Origin of the sequence: Clostridium sp. AM34-9AC (assembly GCF_003480225.1) — a bacterium.
Lineage (GTDB): Bacteria > Bacillota > Clostridia > Lachnospirales > Lachnospiraceae > Acetatifactor > Acetatifactor acetigignens.
In genome coordinates this window covers 66,061-82,186 of record NZ_QUIU01000018.1, presented here as the reverse complement: position 1 = coordinate 82,186, position 16,126 = coordinate 66,061, and the positions used below count along the sequence as shown (strand labels likewise).

The window sequence follows — 16,126 nt, the reverse complement described above, 5'->3', positions numbered from 1 at the left end:
AGCGAGTTAACAAGAGAAAAACAAAGATTATTATGGGAGGTTTACAATGGGGTTTTGGATTTTTATGTTGATTATGGATTTGCTTCTTCCATTTACGATGATTGGTTTTGGAAGATATTTTATGAAAAAGGCTCCAAAGGAAATAAATTCAGTATTTGGATATCGGACTTCGATGTCTATGAAGAACAAAGACACATGGGAATTTGCTCATAAATATTGTGGTAAAGTCTGGTATGTCTGTGGAATGGTTATGTTGCCGATAACAGTAATATTCATGCTTTTAGTGATTGGAAAAAATGAAGATTGTGTTGGGAGTATAGGAGGAATTATCTGTGGTGTTCAACTTATTCCTTTAATTGGGTCTATTCTCCCAACAGAAATAGCATTAAAAAAGAATTTTGATAAGAATGGAACAAGACGATAAATGCCAATTTTTGAAACTGAGAAATCGGGATTGACCGAGTTCTTTGAGTGAGATACACTTCTTGGACGAAGGGAAGGAAGAAGAAAAAAGTACTTTAGAGGTATTATGGAATGAGTAATAAATTGGTTGAGCACAAAGAATCAAAAGAAATATTAACTGGAAATCAAAAGAAAATTTTGTTTTGGATTTGTTTCATTATTTTAAGTATAGTTTTCATTACAGTCTGGATAAATATACTTTTGACATCTAAAGCATTTAATACACAAATGGAAGAGATGGTACTGGGAGAAGATTACTATATGGAGGATATTGTGATTACAGGTAAAAGGGCTGAAGATGCCTCGGCTGATACGATATCTCAGAATTATTTCTTCTACTACAACAATGGAAAAGTGAATGATTATCACAAGCGAATGCAAGTACCGGGATTTGTATATTCGGAATATAATGTAGGAGATTCCATAGCTGCATATACCACAGACCATGTTAGTTATTCTTATTACAAGTATGGGATTCTTCCGGATACAGAGTATACAAACAATGAATTAATGAAAGTGGCTGGCGTATTGCTTGGAATAGGAATATTTTTATTGGCTTTGTTTGGGGTATTAAGTAAGAAAATGAATTACAAGAAGTAACCAACTTCCCGTTTATTGGGAAGGCGCAGAGAACGAAAAATCGGGATTTAAAGAGGTGTTGAGTATGAAAAGGTGGTTATCTATTTTAGCAGTATTGGGCTGTATAGTAGCGTTGTCTGGATGTAAAAATGAAGCAGAACAAGCATATTTTAATGCAAAAGTTTTGGAAGTAAATAAAGAATATGTTGATGTTAGGTGTATAGAAGCATTTAATAGTGGGATTTCTGTTGATGAGGAATTTTCTGTTACAAAAGATGTAGTATCAGCAGGAGGAGCACCAGAATTGAATGTAGATGATAATATCCGTGTTGTATTTAATGGTGATGTAATGGAAAGTGATCCATTGCAGATAGGAACGGTTTATGCAATCTATCTTTTAGATGAAAATGGAGAAGTGATTCCAAACAACTAACAACTTCCAGTTTTTGAAACTGAGAAATCGAAGTTTGTGGAGGGTGAAGTTATGGGATTACTTGAAAGGTTAAAACTGAATAAAACCAAAGATTTCTTTGAATGGTTAGATTTAATTTTGAAGAATGAATTGAATAGTGAAATAAAAGCAATTAACTTTAATTTATATGAAGATACAGATAATAAATGGTCTGTTGAATTGGTCGGCACATTTTCATTCGATAAGGATAATGATGATTGGGCTTGTGATGAAGTCTTTACTACAAGAGATCATCCTTTCGTAATAGAGTGTGAAAGTGATTGGAAATTAGTGGAAACCTTTTTTATTGGTTTAGTGAATGAATACCTTTCTTCTGGAAAATATGCTGGAAAATTAAAAGAATATCAAGCAATAGGCATTGGATTTGTTGACGGAGATTTACATATTTTATATGCAAGATAATGTCTGTTTGTAAGCAATAAAATTTTTGCTTATCCAAGCAGTGTCATTCGCATTTCGCTACGCTTCATGCTCATGTCGCGCTGGCGCGCTATATAAATGCAAATGAATGTGTCCGAATGTGAGCAAGCTCCCATCAGCCAATTCATTGCATTTATGCACCGCTTGTAGAAACGCGCAACTTCAAGTTTGTTTGTGCATTGATGGTTATCTTGAGCTTAGGAGGCGTTTAATGAAAACTGTTTTTTTACATGGGTTGGGACAAACTGCACAGGACTGGAAAGAAGTAGCCCAACAACTATCAATTTCTGATGTCGATTGCCCAGAACTTTTTTCTTCAACAGAAGATGAAATATCCTATTCGCAGATTTTGGGTGATTTAGAACAGCGGTATTCAGAAGTAAAAGAGCCGCTTCGTATCTGCGGTCTTTCGTTAGGTGCGCTTCTTGCGATTGATTTTGCTATTCGACATGAGGAAAAAGTGGATTCGCTGGTTTTGATTGGCGCACAATATAAAGTTCCAAGTTTACTGATAGATTTTCAAAATCTTATCTTCCGTTGTATGCCAAACAAGGTTTTTGAAAGTATGGGACTATCAAAAAGCAGCACCATAAAATTGGCTCACTCTATGCGGTCATTGGATTTTACTTTGCAATTAAATAATATTCGTTGTCCAGTAACAATTTTGTGTGGCAAAAAGGATACTGCCAATCTAAAGGCTTCTAAAAGGCTAAAAGAATTGCTACCCCAAGCTACTTTGCACATCGTTCCAAATGCAGGACATGAACTCAATAAATATGCACCAAACACGATTGCAGAGATATTAAATCAGTAAATTTATCGTGCAAAAAATATAGTAAGATAAATTGTCTGACAGGTAAGCGATCTCTCTCACTTTCATCACAACATCCCACTGTCCTTAGAGAGATGGACGAAGTATAATGTAAGCAACAATCGAAGTTTCAGGAGGAAAATCATGAGCAGTAGGGGAATTTTTATTTTAGCGATTACATGGATTGTTATGTCACCGTTTTGGTTCTGGGCAGAAAATATTGCGTTAGGTATCATATGGCTATGTGGCGGAGTTATTGAACTATTTATCGCATTAGTGAGACGCAGCAAAGAGAAGAAAAGCAAGTAAATTCCAGTTTATAGGGATGATACAACAATTATTTTTGCATGGAAAAAAGAATTCGACGAGAAAGAAAAAAATACCTTTGGAATGGTAAATTGAATAAAACGGGGCAAAATATTACAAATCATATTGAAAAAACGGGGCAAAAGAGATACTGTTAAAAAGGGAGGAGGGAATTTATGTATAGAAAAGACTCTATTATCATAGAAGAATGGTTGAAAAGATCGGATAAAGCATTATTGGTAACAGGCGCCAGACAGATTGGAAAGACCTGGCTGATAAGAGAGGAAATTGCCAAAAGCGGATATCGTAAGTTTGAAGTTAATTTTATAGATCAGCCGGATTTGGTGGATTATCTCAATGTAAAAATGAGTGCGAATGAGTTTCTGGTGAAATTAAAAATGATTATGCCGGAGGATTGTAAGCCGCAGGAAACGGTCGTCTTTTTTGATGAGATACAGAAATGTCCGGAAATAGTGACAAAAATAAAATTCCTTGTAGAAGAAGGCAGCTTCAAATATGTAATGAGCGGATCCTTATTAGGAGTAGAGCTTAAGGGAATAACGTCGGTTCCGGTTGGATATTTAACTGTTTTGACAATGTATCCGATGGATTTTGAAGAATTCATGATAGCAAATAATGTGTCAAAAACAACTTTGGAAATGTTGAAAGCGAAATTTGAAACATGTCAGCCCGTGGATGAATTCATACATCAGAAGCTATTGTCGCTGTTTTTTATCTATCTAATTGTCGGAGGCATGCCGGATGCGGTAAAAATCTATATTGCTACAAAAGATATCCGGGAAGTGGATAAGGTACAACGGGATATCGTTGCGCTATATAAAGAGGATTTCTCTCAATATGAGAGTGAAGATAAAAAACTGAAATTGATATCTATTTATGATATCATTCCGGCAGAATTGAATAAACAGAATAAAAAATTTGTATTTACAATGCTGAATAAAGAGTTAAAGTTTGACAGATATGAAAACAGCTTTTTATGGCTGAAAGATGCCGGAGTTGCGTTACCGGTGTATAACGTGGAAGCTCCTGTTATTCCTCTCAAAGCGAGCAAGAGCAGTAATGTGTTCCGACTTTTTTCCAATGACACCGGTTTGCTTACCAGTGCATATCCGGCGGAAACCAAACTGGAACTGATCAATAAAAACAGCGAAGTAAATAACGGTGCTCACTTTGAAAATGCTGTGGCACAGCAATTAACGGCCAATGGTTTGGAACCTTATTTCTGTAAAAAGAAAAATATAGGGGAACTGGATGTTTTGGTCGAAATGGATGGGAAAGTGGTTCCCATTGAGGTGAAATCCGGGAAAGCTTACAAGGCACACAAATCCTTGGATAACTTTATGAAAATTTCTGATTATCATATTGAGAAAGCATATGTTTTATCGGTAGCAAATATGGAACAGGAGGGAGCCGTGGTATATCTTCCTATCTATATGTGCTATCTTTTAAAAGAACGGAAAATTGGAAAGTTAATCGTGGATCTAGACATGGAAGGGTTATAACACTGGGAGAAGTAATAAAACGGGATTTGTCGAATAAAGGAGCGAAATAGAAATGAAGATTCGCAAGGCAGAAAAAAAGGACATTCCAAGAATTCTTGCACTGTTGGGGCAGGTATTACAGATACATGCAGAGATCCGTCCGGATATTTTTATACCGGGTACTACGAAATACACCCCCTGCGAGCTGGCAGAGCTATTGGAACAGGAGGATCACCCTATCTATGTTGCCGTAGACGAGGACGATCTGTGCATGGGCTACGCATTCTGCCAACTCAGGGAGCAGCCCTTTTCCACTAATATGGTGCCCTTTAAATCATTGTTTATCGATGACCTTTGCGTTGACAAGCAGACACGGGGGCAGCATATCGGGGAAAGCCTGTTTGAATATGTGAAACAGCAGGCAAAAGAACTGGGCTGCTATGAAGTAACCCTGAACGTCTGGGCAGGCAACACTTCGGCAGAGCACTTTTATGAAAAGATGGGAATGAAGACAAAAGAACGGCAGATGGAATATATCCTGTGAGCCGGACGGAGGTGGCAAGCATGATTAAAATTGCATTTTTTGATGTCGATGGGACACTTTTGAAGATGGGTCATAAAGAATTAAGTGAGCGGACGCTGCATGCATTAATTTCTCTTCATCGGAATGGGGTGAAGCTGTGTATGGCGACCGGAAGAGGATATCTGTCGGCGCCGCGTTTTCCGGGGATTGATTTCGATGCTCTTCTGACCTTTAACGGTTCTTATGTAACAGTAGGAGACGAGATTATTTTTAAGTGCCCGCTTGATCGGATGGACAAGCTTCAGATCCTTCAGAATCTGAAAGGCATGCATAGGGCGGTAGCGATAAGTAACGAACATTTTATCATCACCAACGGTACAGATCCGGATCTGGAGCAGTATTTCAGATTCGGTAATGAGATGCTGAAAATCGATAAACAATTCGATGAACGGGTTCGTGAGGATATCTATCAGATGATGTGTGCCTGCCGGGAAGAAGAGTATGAGAGGATTCTCTATGGTACGCACCATACACAGATTACAGCGTGGTGGGATAGAGCGGCTGATATCATTCCTCTGGAATGTGGGAAGGGAAACGCTGTGCGCGCGGTACTTCAGCATTTTGGCTTTACAAAGGAGGAAGCCATCGCTTTTGGAGATGGCGTCAATGATATCGAGATGCTGGAAGCAGTCGGCACCGGTGTGGCCATGGGGAATGCGAAGGATGAGATCAAAGCCCACGCCACCTGCACGTGCAGATCGGTGGAAGAAGACGGAGTCTACGATTTTTGCTTAGAGCATGGGCTGATTACAATATAGGCATTGCTGCCCGCATTTCCTTCACTTTTCCGGCATCCACTGCTTCATATGCATTCTTTCGGTTTCTATCATAAGAGAAGTCCACGTCCTGCAGGGAGGCGGTCGCATCCGGCTGCCAGCTTCTGCAGGATGTATGAACCTGCTCTATGCTCGTATATTCCATCAGAGCGTTTACGTTTTGTGCATTCACGCCGCTTCCGGCTAAAAATGTGATATCCTTACCATACTGGCTTTGAAGCTTTTGCAATTGCGTTCTGCCCGACCATACATCGGGTGCACCACCACTGGTGAGGATCCGGTCCGCACCAAGTAAGATCAATGCTTCCACCGCACGTTCCTGCTGCGCAACACAATCAAACGCCCGGTGAAATACAGCTTCTTTTCCGGCGCTATGGATGAGGTCGATCATTTCCTGTGTCCGGTTCCTATGGATGGCATGGTCCTCTGTCAGGAAGCCGAAAGCAATACCGTCAGCTCCGTGCTCTAAAAGTATGCGGGCATCTAAGAGCATGGTCTCGTATTCATCCTGGGAATAGCAGAAGCCGCCTCCTCTTGGGCGGACCATTGTTACAATAGGGATGCTGCACAGCTCTTTTGCACAGATCAGATTGGCGGTAGAAGGTGTGAGACCACCCAGATACAGTGCACTGTTAAGCTCCACCCTGTCGGCACCATTTTGCCAGGCGGTTTTCACATCTTCGAAGCTGCCGCAGCAGATTTCCAATAATCCTTTCAAAATAATCCCCTCAATCAATACATGACATTATTGCGTATGACTCTTGTTTGCGGCTTCATTGATCAGCAACATGATTGTGTTGATCGCATCCATCTGGTGGCTGCGGCTCATGGCTTCTACATAATTCTGGCGGTTGAAGTACAGCTCATGCACCTTATCCACCAGCAGATTCGTCGTAATATCATCCTCATTCAGCACAATGGAATAACCCTGCGCTTCGAAGGAAGCGGCATTCAACAGCTGGTCTCCGCGGCTGCTGGCGGCAGGCAGGGGGATCAGAATGTTGGGCTTTTTCAGCGCCAGAAGTTCACAGATGGCATTGGCTCCGGCACGGGAAATCACCACGTCTGCCATGGCGAAAATATCCTTTAGTTCCGCCTTGATATATTCAAACTGTTTATATCCGGGTGTATTTAACAACAGGTTGTCGATTTTGTCCTTACCGCAGAGATGTACTACCTGGAAATCCTCCAGAAGCTTCGGCAATGCATCGCGGACAGCCTTGTTCACGTTAGCTGCACCCAGACTTCCGCCAATGACCATGATGACAGGTTTATTGGCAGTAAAGCCGCACATGTTCAGTCCGGCCAGCCGGCTGCCCTGTGCCAGCTCCGCACGAATGGGAGAACCGGTCAGGACAGCTTTGTCGGCAGGGATATTTTTCATAGTCTCCGGGAAATTGCAGCATACCTTTTCTGCCACGGGAATGCACAGCTTATTGGCCAGTCCCGGTGTCATATCCGATTCGTGGATGATACAGGGAATATGTAAGGAAGCTGCAGCGCGGACGACCGGGACGCTTACGAAGCCACCCTTGGAGAAGACTACATCCGGCTGGTAATTTTTCAGGTAATTTCTCGCTTCCACAAATCCCTTCATGACACGGAACGGATCGGAGAAGTTCTTCGGATCCAGGTATCTGCGGAATTTGCCCGTAGAAATGCCTGTGTAAGGAATGTTGAAATCCGCAATCAGCTTTTTCTCAATGCCTTCATAAGATCCCACATAGGCAATTTCATAGCCGGCCGCCTGCAACGCCGGTAATAAAGCAATATTGGGGGTTACATGTCCGGCAGTTCCGCCGCCGGTCAATACGATTTTTTTCATAATAAAATCCTTCTTGTCGGTGAGATTACTGTGCGATCATTTCTTCCAGGGCATGAGCCAGCTGGTCAGGACAGGAGGTAGGCTTGAAACCGCAGCGGATCCCCTTGAGACGGCTGATTGCTTCTTCCGGCTTCATTCCTTTTACCAGAGCACTGATTCCCTGCAGATTACCGTTGCATCCACCGGTGAATTTTACGGAATCAATAACACCATCCTTTAATTCTACATCGATCGAAGTGGAACAGGTACCTTTTGTCTTGTATATCATATGTAAAACCATCCTTTTCAAACTGAATTTCTAAGGAGTGATTATAGCAGATTTTCGGCATTTATACAACAATATGTACAAGGTTTTCTTTTCACGAAAAATGTAAAAGAAATACTTTTTCTGTTCGGCAACGTAGAAGAATGACGATGAAAAAACGTACAAAACAAGCCTCTAATACGTTATACTCTAAGGAAGCGATAGAAAGGAGCGCAGGTTATGTTTACGATTTTCAAAGAAGAAAAAGTGATCACAACCGGAATTCTGGTATTTCTGGGACTTAGTATTCTGGTGCGTCTGCTTCTGGCAGGATTTTACCATACGATGATAAAAGAGACAGATAATATGGCAACGACAAATAACCGCCTGTTGAAACAGTGTAAAGTAAAATTTGCAAATTGTTACCAGTTAAATGGTGGAGTATCAAACATTCCGGTGTTTGTGGACAAGTTCCTCAACCGGCTGGCGTTTGGACACCTATCCTTTGATGCCTGGTATCATCTGTCCGGCCAGTGCATGCTGTTTTCCATTGTGTTTGCCGGTATCGGGATCTGCAAGGGGATCATGGGCGGAAGGATGCTGGGGGAAATCCTGCCTTTTTACATAGTAAGTTTTTTAGGGATGTATCTGTATTTTTCTCTGTCGGCCATGATGGATATCAAGGGGAAACGCAGGGTTCTGAAGACGAATCTCATAGATTATCTGGAAAATCATCTGTCGGGCCGGATCTCTGTCACGGAACAGGATTATGAAAGACTCTACGGACCGGGAAGCCTGGGGGAGGAGATCAGTGCGGCCGGAAGAACGAGAGGACGACAGCAGAGAGCTTCCGGCAGGCGGACGGTGGAACTGATGCCGATCAGCAGCAGAATGGCGCAGCCGGAAGAAACGGGAGATCGTCTGGACAGAGAAGTATTTTCCGTAGAAAATGCCGCACATGAAAAGCCTGGAGAAAAGGTGCTGCCGCAGAGACCGGAGGATCCCGCCAGAGTCACGGAGGAAGAATTACAGGCATTGCTTCAGGAATTACTTACAGTATAGCGGAAAATGTCAGACGTCCGAAAGAATTCAGAAAACATTCCCCGGATCTATAGATATGTCTTGAAAATGAGATGTAACTTTGTTAAAATAAAAACGGATTTTTTAAGTAAGTAACGCAAGAATGCGTGATATATCTGCAAGATATAAGGAGGAGCATTATGAGCAGACAAGTTACATTTGATTATTCCAAGGCCGGCTCTTTTATTTCTGAAGAAGAGATCGGTTACATGAAGAAGCTTACCCTGGATGCGAAGGAGACCCTGGTATCCAAGACCGGCGCAGGCAATGATTTCCTGGGATGGATCGATCTTCCCGTAGATTACGATAAGGAAGAGTTCGCCCGCATCAAGGCAGCAGCGAAGAAGATCCAGAGTGATTCCGACGTTCTGTTGGTTATCGGTATCGGTGGTTCTTATCTGGGAGCCAGAGCGGCTATCGAGTTCTTAAGCCACAGCTTCTACAATGTACTGGATAAGAGTGTACGTAAGACTCCGGAGATCTACTTCTGTGGTAACTCCATCAGCTCCACCTATCTGAAGCACCTGATGGATGTAGTAGGCGACAGAGATTTCTCCATCAACATGATCTCCAAGTCCGGTACCACCACAGAGCCCGCTATTGCTTTCCGTGTATTCAAGGAGAAGCTGGAAGCTAAATACGGCAAGAAGGGCGCGGCAGAGAGAATTTATGCTACCACCGATAAGGCGAAGGGAAGCTTAAAGCATCTGTCCGATGAGGAAGGTTACGAGACCTTCGTAGTACCCGATGATGTAGGAGGACGTTTCTCCGTACTGACCGCTGTAGGTCTGTTACCGATCGCTGTCAGCGGTGCTGATATCGACAAGCTGATGGAAGGTGCAGCCAGCGGAAGAAAGCGTGCCCTGGAGAATGATTTCGAAGAGAACGATGCTTTACAGTATGCGGCTCTGCGTAACATCTTACTGCGCAAGGGCAAGAGTGTCGAGATCCTGGCGAACTATGAGCCCGCTGTTCACTATGTAAGTGAGTGGTGGAAGCAGCTGTTCGGTGAGAGCGAAGGTAAGGACAACAAGGGTCTGTTCCCCGCAAGCGTGGATCTGACCACCGATCTGCATTCCATGGGTCAGTTCATTCAGGACGGTTCCCGTGTAATGTTCGAGACCGTGATCAATATCGACACTCCGAGAGAGGAGCTTACCATCGGCGAGGAGCCTGTAGATCTGGATGGTCTGAATTATCTGGCAGGCAAGACCGTTGATTTCGTCAATAAGAGCGCTATGAACGGAACCATTCTGGCACATACCGACGGTCAGGTTCCCAACTTCATGGTAACCGTTCCCGAGGTAAATGAGTTCTATCTTGGCGAGCTGTTCTACTTCTTCGAGTTCGCATGTGGTGTCAGCGGATACCTGCTGGGCGTAAATCCTTTCAACCAGCCCGGTGTAGAGAGCTACAAGAAGAACATGTTCGCTCTGCTTGGCAAGCCCGGTTATGAGGCACAGAGAGAAGAACTGCTGAAGAGATTGTAAGCCACAGAGGCGGGATCACTCCGGCAGTAATATGTTTCAAAAGAAGAAAAGGACAGCGTAATGAATTGATTTCATTACGCTGTTGCTGTATGATGGAATAAGTAAGTAGGGCGATAGCCCGGAGAAATCGTTTATTCTACTATGTTATTATGCTATTACGAAAAGAAAACAAAAGACAGGAGAAATTGCAAGAGATGAAGATTGTTTTACTGGAGAGAAACAGCGCCGGCACGGATGTGCCGGTGGACTGCTTTAATGAATTGGGAGAAGTGACCAGTTACCCGAATACCGTTACTGCACAGGAAGTGGCAGAGCGTGTGGGCGATGCGGATGTCATTGTCTGCAACAAGGCTCCCATGAAAGAGGAATCCCTGAAGGATTGCCCCAATGTGAAGCTGATCTGTGAGCTTGCCACCGGATACGACAACTGTGATCTGGCATATTGCAAGTCCAGAGGCATCAAGGTGGCAAATGTGGTGGACTATTCCACAGCCATGGTGGCACAGCATACTTTTACTCTGGCGCTGGCATTGAGCCAGAAGCTGCCCTACTATGATGAATATGTAAAATCCGGCGCTTACAGTGCACAGGATCGTTTTTCTAATTTTGACAGACCTTTTTATGAATTAGAAGGTAAGACATGGGGCATTGTAGGAATGGGGAATATCGGCAGGAGAGCCGCAGCGATCGCTGCCGCTTTCGGCTGTAAGGTAATCTTTTATTCCATCACGGGCAAGAGCACCTGTACGGATTATCCGCAGGTGGACAAGGATACCCTGTTAAAAGAGAGCGATTTCCTGTCCCTGCATTGTCCGTTAAGTGACTTATCCCGTAATTTCATTGATAAGGAAGCCCTTCGTAAGATGAAAAAGACAGCAATCCTCATCAATGTGGCAAGAGGCTCCGTGGTAAATAACGCTGATCTCTATGAAGCACTGGTGGCCAGAGAGATTCAGGCAGCAGGTCTGGATGTCCTGGAAAAGGAGCCTTTGGAGTTATCTAATCCTTTAAGCCAGTTAAAAGACAGTAACAAGCTGATCATCACACCGCACCTGGCATGGGCCAGCGTGGAGGCACGTACCCGTTGCGTACAGGGCGTCTACGAGAACATTAAGGCATTTATGCGTGGTGAGAATCGTAACGTGGTAAATTTATAAGCCATACGGTGGTATAGAATTTCATAAACAGTGATTAAGATATACACAAATGTCTTTGGAATGCTTGCATTTAAGGGGATATTTGTGTATATTTGTTATTTGTAGTTAACTATTTATAGGGCGAAGTAACCACATGAGCAAAAAGAAAGCCTCGTAGAGGCGATTTTGCGAATGGGGTTCTGAATAGTTTTGTTAACCTTAGCACAGAGAAATGAGGAACAATATGGTAGAAAAAATAAAGGCACTTTGGATCAAGTATGAAGAGATCATTGCATACCTGATCGTAGGCGGACTGACCACGGTCGTATCCTGGGCAGCAAAATTCCTGGCAAACTTCCTGTTATTTGACAACACAATGTATCCAACACCCTTTCAGAATGTTGTATTAAGTGTTATCAACTGGACGGCGGGTGTCATTTTCGCATATTTTACCAACCGTAAGTTTGTATTCAAGAGCAATGCTCCGATGCTGTCCGAAGCACCGAAATTCGTACTTTCCAGAGTATCCACGCTGATCCTGGATATGGTAGTGATGCAGGTACTGACCGCAATCGGTGTAAATCTGCTGGTGGCAACCCTGATCTCCGCAGTTCTGGTCATCATCGGCAACTATGTATTCAGCAAGCTGTTCGTATTCAACAAGAAAAAAGACGGCGGAGCAGAAGAGGCAAAATAAATATATTAACTTGCAAGAGTATTATAAAAGCAGTCCGGAACTGGCAGAAGATAGAAAATCTGCTGGTCTCCGGACTGCTTTTTATGTGCAATTTATATTTGGAGTTATGCCAGATAAGCCTTCAACAATTCCAGCGTTGCGGCAACTGCATCCTTGTGGGAACGCTCGTAGCCGTGGGAAGCGTAGACACCTGGGCCGATGAGTCCGTGTCTGGCATCAATACCGGCGCTTAATGCGGCATCAGCATCGGAGCCGTAGTAGGGGTAAACATCTGCGGCGTAGTCGATATGATTGTCTTTTGCAGCCTGGATCAGCCCTTTGACCACATCATAATGATAAGGTCCGTGGCCGTCCTTGACGCAGATGGATACCTGACGATCCGTGCATTCCAGACCCTCTCCGACGCAACCCATATCTACGGACAGCAGTTCCTCCACATCTTCCGGAGCGGAAGCGCAGGCACCGTGACCCACTTCCTCGAAGACCGTGATATGTTGGTAGACCTTACGGGACAGCTTCAGATCCTCGTCTTTTACATATTTTGCGAAGCCAAGCAGAATAGCGGTGCTGAGCTTGTCATCCAGAAAACGGCTCTTGATGTAACCGGACTCCGTGATGCGGGTCCGGGGATCCATGCAGACGAAGGAACCGTTCTCAATACCCAGTGCCTTGACATCTTCCCTGGAAGATACCTTTTCATCCAGCAGGACTTCCACGGAATCGAAGGTACGCTCGGACCTCTGGTAATCGCCGTTGACATGGATGGAAGCATCCGTCAGCTGTACGGTGCCTTCGTATACTTTGCCGTCCAGCGTATAGATACGGCAGTTCTCGGTCTCGATATTGTTGGCGTTTAAGCCGCCGACCTTAGTCAGACGGAGACGGCCGTTGCTCTTGATCTCTGCCACCATGCCGCCCAGCGTGTCTACATGGGCCATGGTCAGAACTGCGTTGTCTTTACCGCCGATCTCTACGAGAACGCCGCCCTTTTTGGTCTTGACCGGTTTGTAGCCGAGGCGCTTGTACTCTTCACAGAGGTAATCCGTTACTTTTTCCGTGAAGCCGGAAGGGCTGTCGATAGCCAGCAGGGCTTCGGCCTGTTTTAAGATATATTCAATGTATTTCTTTTCTTTTTTCATGTTAATATGCATGCCTTTCTATTGCCTGCAAAGTCTGTGCAGCAGGCATTGTTTTCGATCCACAGGACAGCCGCCCGGATCAGATCCGGGGCATCATAGCCTCTACCAGCTTGGCGGAGTGGAGCGCTGCGGCCTTTTCAAAGGTAGGATAATCCATCTCGGCACTGTCATCCGCCTTGTCGGAAATGGCACGGATGATGACAAAGGGAATACCGTTCAGGTAAGCACCGTGGGCAATGGAAGCCCCCTCCATCTCGGCACAGTCCCCCTGAAATTCTTTGATCAGTCGGTCCTTGACTTCTTTGCTGGAAATGAACTGATCTCCGCTGACTACACGCCCGGTATGAACGTGAATGTCCGGATTGACCTCCTGACAGGTGCTGGCAGCAACCTCGATAAGATGCTCATCTGCAAGGAATTCCCGACATCCCAGCTGGGGAACTTCCCCAGGCTTGTAACCGAAAATGGTGGCATCTACATCATGGTGCAGGGCATCCTTGGAGATCAGAATATCTCCGATGTCCAGAGCGGCATTCAGGGATCCTGCCACACCGGTGTTGATGATGGCAGTGACCTGAAAAAGGTCTGCCAGAATCTGTACGCAGAGAGCGGCATTGACTTTGCCGACACCACTGCGGACGATGACTACGGGAGTACCGTTCAGGGTACCCTCGTGAAATTCCATATTTGCTTTGGTCGTGATATTAGTGGTGGTCATGTGAGCCTTGAGAGTTTCCACTTCCAGCTCCATGGCACCGATGATTCCGATTTTTTTCATGTGTGTTTCCTGTTCTTTCTTAAATAATTGTAATCACTCCGGATATACCAGACGGCTGTCGTCAATGCCGTACAGCACATTATCCAGATAGCGTTTTGCCAGATAGTTGGCCATACCCAGATTCATATCCAGATAGTTGCCGCAGTCTTTGGGAGAAGCACCGGGTACCTCACCCTTGTAATCGCGGATGAATTCAAACATTTCCACCATCAGAGGAACAATATCCTTAGAAGAGAGATCTCCGGCCAGCAGCAGATAGAAGCCGGTACGGCATCCCATGGGGCCGAAGTAGACGGTCTTGTCCTTGTATTCCGGATGATTGCGCAGGAAAGTTGCACCCAGATGCTCGATGGTGTGTACTTCTGCGGTATTCATCACAGGCTCTTCGTTGGGACTGGTCATACGCAGATCGAAGGTGGTGATGACCTCTGCACCGATGTGATCCTTGCGGGATACATAGACACCGGGCTGAAGCTTGATATGGTCAATGGTGAAGCTTGCTATTTTTTCCATGATATTCTCCATTCCGCACAATCTTTCAGGTTAATAATTGCGCTTTTTCTCTGCATAGTATACACTAATTCAGTAGAAAAGAAAATAGCCGGAGGGATAAGAGTATGAAGCATTCAGCGGAATATTATATAGAGCATCTGGAAATGGAGCCCCATGTGGAGGGCGGTTATTTCAAGGAATGCCTGCTGGAAAAAGAAGAGAGGAACCTGTGGAGCAGCATTTATTTTATGCTGGCAAAGGGGGAAGTGTCCCATTTTCATCGCCTGAAGTCGGATGAGGTATGGTATTATCATGACGGCAATGCGTTGACGATTTATATGATCGATGAGGCCGGAAAACTCACAGCGGCGAAACTTGGGCTGGACCTGGAAAAGGGAGAAGTCCCGCAGGTACTGGTTCCGAAGGGAATGATCTTCGGGTCTGCCATGGAGGAAGAGGGTTTCAGTCTGGTGGGCTGTATGGTTTCACCCTGTTTTAAATATGAAGAATTTGAACTGTTTGAACGGAAAAAACTATTGGAAAAATATCCGGAACACAGCGATGTGATCCTGCGTCTGACCCGTGAGTAAGCACTTACATTCGCAAAGTAGCGCAATAAAGCGTTGCATTCTGCCATTTTGTGTGTTATACTAGCTTCGCGTGCAGATGACTGCATGCACAATAAGGGTTATGAGAGGGAGAAAGAAAATGAAAAAATTTGTTGGAATTATTGTAGCAACTGTACTGGCATTTAGTCTGGTAGGATGTGGTCCTGTAGACAGCGCAATTCAGAATATTGCAAGTTCCGGATCCAATACCAGCAGCAAGAGTGGTGTGGTAACCGCAGATGATGACGGCTATGCAGAAGGACGTATGGGAGATGTAATGAGAACTTACTTCTTCGATTACACTGTAAACAGCGCATATACCTGCAATGACTATGAAGGATATACCCCTTCCGAGGGAAATAAGCTGTTAGTAGCAGAAGTAACCGTTAAGAACACCGATCGTTCTACCGTTACCATGTATGACACCGATTTCCAGATCCAGTGGGGCGATGATGATAACGATGACGCATACGCTGCACCTATCACCTACTATGGTAACACTGTAAGTGACGAACAGCTGCCGGAAGAGTATGATCTGGGTGTTAACGAAGAGAAAACCGGTCTGCTGGTATATGAAGTACCGGAAGATTCCAAGGATTATTCCATTTCTTATCTGGAGCAGTTCTCCAATGACACTGAGGGAGATGTATTCTTCGTATTCTTTACTGCAAAGGATAAGTAAGAGAAAACAAATAAGTAAGACTGGCGGTTTTTCCTGTAAAAAAG

At 44.3% G+C, this 16,126-nt stretch carries 21 protein-coding genes; 15 read left to right on the top strand and 6 right to left on the bottom strand.

The genetic code is table 11. The features are described 5' to 3' along the window. Positions 1-46 precede the first annotated feature (46 nt). The 9 genes from DW835_RS11660 (at position 47) to DW835_RS11625 (ending at position 5,893) form a co-directional block, all read left to right on the top strand. Positions 47-424, top strand: coding sequence for an SdpI family protein (locus DW835_RS11660; protein WP_003864540.1), 378 nt, complete (start codon positions 47-49; stop codon positions 422-424). 110 nt (positions 425-534) lie between these two features. After that, positions 535-1,062: a hypothetical protein gene (locus tag DW835_RS11655; RefSeq protein WP_118731162.1), complete on the top strand. Its 528-nt coding sequence runs from the start codon at positions 535-537 to the stop codon at positions 1,060-1,062. Between the two features lie 64 nt (positions 1,063-1,126). Then, a complete protein-coding gene (locus tag DW835_RS11650; RefSeq protein WP_118540118.1) occupies positions 1,127-1,474 on the top strand; it encodes a hypothetical protein in 348 nt (115 codons plus the stop codon). Positions 1,475-1,525: 51 nt separating this feature from the next. Continuing rightward, positions 1,526-1,915, top strand: coding sequence for a hypothetical protein (locus DW835_RS18445; RefSeq protein WP_118502949.1), 390 nt, complete (start codon positions 1,526-1,528; stop codon positions 1,913-1,915). 229 nt (positions 1,916-2,144) lie between these two features. Next, on the top strand, positions 2,145-2,747 hold the full coding sequence (locus DW835_RS11640) for an alpha/beta hydrolase (RefSeq protein ID WP_117466489.1): 603 nt from the start codon (positions 2,145-2,147) through the stop codon (positions 2,745-2,747). Between the two features lie 141 nt (positions 2,748-2,888). Beyond that, the gene (locus tag DW835_RS18030) at positions 2,889-3,053 is read left to right on the top strand and encodes a hypothetical protein (protein ID WP_006857209.1); all 165 of its coding nucleotides are present in this window, start codon (positions 2,889-2,891) and stop codon (positions 3,051-3,053) included. Positions 3,054-3,226: 173 nt separating this feature from the next. Further along, a complete protein-coding gene (locus tag DW835_RS11635; protein WP_117466490.1) occupies positions 3,227-4,573 on the top strand; it encodes an AAA family ATPase in 1,347 nt (448 codons plus the stop codon). A 52-nt stretch (positions 4,574-4,625) separates the two neighbouring features. Next, a complete protein-coding gene (locus DW835_RS11630; protein ID WP_118502947.1) occupies positions 4,626-5,096 on the top strand; it encodes a GNAT family N-acetyltransferase in 471 nt (156 codons plus the stop codon). A 20-nt stretch (positions 5,097-5,116) separates the two neighbouring features. After that, complete coding sequence (locus tag DW835_RS11625) at positions 5,117-5,893, top strand: HAD family hydrolase (protein WP_118731161.1); 777 nt, start codon at positions 5,117-5,119, stop codon at positions 5,891-5,893. Here DW835_RS11625 and DW835_RS11620 read toward each other — a convergent pair. Genes DW835_RS11620 through DW835_RS11610 form a run of 3 tightly spaced genes read right to left on the bottom strand, consistent with a single transcriptional unit; the run spans position 5,883 to position 8,004 of the window. Beyond that, entirely contained in the window at positions 5,883-6,629 is a 747-nt protein-coding gene (locus DW835_RS11620) for a copper homeostasis protein CutC (RefSeq protein ID WP_243037151.1), read from the bottom strand. The two genes, DW835_RS11625 and DW835_RS11620, sit on opposite strands and share 11 nt — an antisense overlap. 27 nt (positions 6,630-6,656) lie before the next feature. Then, positions 6,657-7,736, bottom strand: a complete 1,080-nt coding sequence (locus tag DW835_RS11615) for an undecaprenyldiphospho-muramoylpentapeptide beta-N-acetylglucosaminyltransferase (protein WP_022311988.1) — start codon at positions 7,734-7,736, stop codon at positions 6,657-6,659. A 25-nt stretch (positions 7,737-7,761) separates the two neighbouring features. Beyond that, on the bottom strand, positions 7,762-8,004 hold the full coding sequence (locus DW835_RS11610; protein WP_022311989.1) for a TIGR03905 family TSCPD domain-containing protein: 243 nt from the start codon (positions 8,002-8,004) through the stop codon (positions 7,762-7,764). A gap of 216 nt (positions 8,005-8,220) precedes the next feature. On the opposite strand from DW835_RS11610, the gene DW835_RS11605 reads away from it, so the two are divergent. The 4 genes from DW835_RS11605 (at position 8,221) to DW835_RS11590 (ending at position 12,383) form a co-directional block, all read left to right on the top strand. Next, a complete protein-coding gene (locus tag DW835_RS11605; RefSeq protein WP_118731160.1) occupies positions 8,221-9,042 on the top strand; it encodes a hypothetical protein in 822 nt (273 codons plus the stop codon). A 158-nt stretch (positions 9,043-9,200) separates the two neighbouring features. Then, positions 9,201-10,550, top strand: a complete 1,350-nt coding sequence (locus DW835_RS11600; protein WP_022153088.1) for a glucose-6-phosphate isomerase — start codon at positions 9,201-9,203, stop codon at positions 10,548-10,550. A 194-nt stretch (positions 10,551-10,744) separates the two neighbouring features. After that, a complete protein-coding gene (locus tag DW835_RS11595; RefSeq protein ID WP_118731159.1) occupies positions 10,745-11,707 on the top strand; it encodes an NAD(P)-dependent oxidoreductase in 963 nt (320 codons plus the stop codon). A 223-nt stretch (positions 11,708-11,930) separates the two neighbouring features. Beyond that, positions 11,931-12,383: a GtrA family protein gene (locus DW835_RS11590; RefSeq protein ID WP_118502939.1), complete on the top strand. Its 453-nt coding sequence runs from the start codon at positions 11,931-11,933 to the stop codon at positions 12,381-12,383. Between the two features lie 104 nt (positions 12,384-12,487). Here DW835_RS11590 and DW835_RS11585 read toward each other — a convergent pair whose 3' ends face one another. The 3 genes from DW835_RS11585 to DW835_RS11575 form a co-directional block, all read right to left on the bottom strand. Then, positions 12,488-13,522, bottom strand: a complete 1,035-nt coding sequence (locus DW835_RS11585) for a M42 family metallopeptidase (RefSeq protein ID WP_118503080.1) — start codon at positions 13,520-13,522, stop codon at positions 12,488-12,490. Positions 13,523-13,601: 79 nt separating this feature from the next. Further along, complete coding sequence (locus DW835_RS11580; RefSeq protein ID WP_117466494.1) at positions 13,602-14,300, bottom strand: 5'-methylthioadenosine/adenosylhomocysteine nucleosidase; 699 nt, start codon at positions 14,298-14,300, stop codon at positions 13,602-13,604. A 33-nt stretch (positions 14,301-14,333) separates the two neighbouring features. Further along, on the bottom strand, positions 14,334-14,813 hold the full coding sequence (locus DW835_RS11575) for an S-ribosylhomocysteine lyase (protein ID WP_022311995.1): 480 nt from the start codon (positions 14,811-14,813) through the stop codon (positions 14,334-14,336). Between the two features lie 104 nt (positions 14,814-14,917). Between DW835_RS11575 and DW835_RS11570 the strand changes: the two genes are divergently transcribed. Further along, positions 14,918-15,382: a cupin domain-containing protein gene (locus DW835_RS11570; RefSeq protein ID WP_117466495.1), complete on the top strand. Its 465-nt coding sequence runs from the start codon at positions 14,918-14,920 to the stop codon at positions 15,380-15,382. Between the two features lie 118 nt (positions 15,383-15,500). Further along, complete coding sequence (locus tag DW835_RS11565; protein ID WP_172594826.1) at positions 15,501-16,082, top strand: DUF4352 domain-containing protein; 582 nt, start codon at positions 15,501-15,503, stop codon at positions 16,080-16,082. Positions 16,083-16,126: the final 44 nt, after the last annotated feature.